Raw genomic sequence first — 1,185 nt, 5'->3', positions numbered from 1 at the left:
GGTACGACAAGTTGGCGGTCCGCTACGAGGCGACCGTGCTGGTCGCAGCCATCAACGAATGGCTATGACCAGCACATTTGAAACGCACCCTAGGCCACTTCACCGATGGCACTGCGACGTGGACCACGCCGATCAGTGGTCCCGGGGTGGAGAGCGCAGACGAGAAGGTCGCGTTCTTCAAAAACAACGTGGTCCGGGCGAAGGACCCGGGTGTCACGGCACTACGTTGCCAGCACAACGGGTGTTACGCAGAAGCCCGCGTCGACGTGGCTGCCCATCCCCGCTGGACGGCCACCGAGATGCTCACCGGCCTCCCTCCGGTCAGCGGCATTGCCTGGACACCCAAGGGGCTCGTCGTGAGCACGCGTGGCCGCAACATCTGGCGGCTCGATACCAAGGACGGCGCGTTCCGGATGATCAGCCGCGTCCCCTTGGTATCCCCCAACGACCAAGGTACGGACACAATCGCCGCTCGGACCGACGGAGAACTCGCGGTCCGCGTCTACGGTGACCGCCGCATTCTGGTCCTCCACCAAGCGGATAACTACCAAAGCAGCGAAGTTGTAACCCCGGAAGCCGAGGGCGTGCCTATGGCCTTCGTCTGGAACGGCGATTCACTACTCACCGGTATGGACGACGGCACGGTGTACCGCGTTGAGCTAGACGGCACCTCGCACGAGTTCGCCCGCGTTCAGGGAACCCCGGTCGCCTTGGCTGGTGACACGGACTCCCTCTGGGTGCTCTGTGCACCCTCCCCCGGCCCCACCACGGGACAGGACTACAACAAACTGTGGAACATCTCGCTCAACGACCCAAATCCAGGACCAGATGTCCTCCGCGATCACAGGCTCATCGGTCTCAACGGCATCGTCCTGGCTCGGTCATCCATCCTGCTCAGCAACTTCAACGGAGGGCGAATCCTCAGCCTGCACAACAACAAGATCCGTGAAGTGGCCGCCGGGCTTACCAACCCCGGGCAGCTCACCGCCAGTGCCACCAACGACGTCTACGTCGCCGAGTTCGGAGCGGGGGCAATCCGACGGCTCCTGCCATAGCCGAGTCCCGCTGTGTGGCTCGACAGCGACCTGATAACTCCCCATGTGTTGTGAGGTTGTGGTTGAGGATCTTGGCGGCTTTGCTGATTGAGCCGGGCATGAGGTGGCGGTAGATCTTGATGGTGACCTC

At 62.7% G+C, this 1,185-nt stretch carries 1 protein-coding gene; it reads left to right on the top strand.

The features are described 5' to 3' along the window. Positions 1–146: 146 nt before the first annotated feature. On the top strand, positions 147–1,055 hold the full coding sequence (locus tag AB0958_RS45180; RefSeq protein ID WP_366896302.1) for a WD40 repeat domain-containing protein: 909 nt from the start codon (positions 147–149) through the stop codon (positions 1,053–1,055). Positions 1,056–1,185: the final 130 nt, after the last annotated feature.

This window comes from Streptomyces sp. NPDC006655 (assembly GCF_040703965.1).
Classification (GTDB): domain Bacteria; phylum Actinomycetota; class Actinomycetes; order Streptomycetales; family Streptomycetaceae; genus Streptomyces.
Note: the sequence above shows the minus strand (reverse complement) of the source record. Positions and strands in the feature narration are given on the sequence as shown.